Genomic DNA, 284 nt, shown 5'->3' with positions numbered 1-284 from the left:
TTGATTTTCTTAGTGTTTCAGGTGAAGGGCAAAATTGAGGCAAAACCTCTCTTTCTCATTTTCAAGCACAGAGAATTGCCCCCACCCAAAACCTCTCAAAGCCGAAAAATCCACCTTCAATCCAGTGCATCCAGGTGCATTTTCCTCCCTCCATTCCGGTGAGTTCGGTTGTGCATTCATAGTGGGAGTGGTAAGACTTAAAGTTCTCTATCCTTAAATTTGATCAAATACAATTGTTAGTACTTTTAATTTGAGAATTTGATTGGATTTGTTGATTGTGGATG

General features: G+C 39.4%; 1 protein-coding gene. It reads right to left on the bottom strand.

The genetic code is table 11. The features are described 5' to 3' along the window. Positions 1-9 precede the first annotated feature (9 nt). Complete coding sequence (locus tag LOK78_RS16535; RefSeq protein ID WP_232635687.1) at positions 10-180, bottom strand: hypothetical protein; 171 nt, start codon at positions 178-180, stop codon at positions 10-12. Between the last annotated feature and the right edge of the window lie 104 nt (positions 181-284).

Source organism: Mangrovimonas futianensis, assembly GCF_021245805.1.
Lineage (GTDB): Bacteria > Bacteroidota > Bacteroidia > Flavobacteriales > Flavobacteriaceae > Mangrovimonas > Mangrovimonas futianensis.
This window is presented reverse-complemented; position numbering and strand designations above follow the sequence as displayed.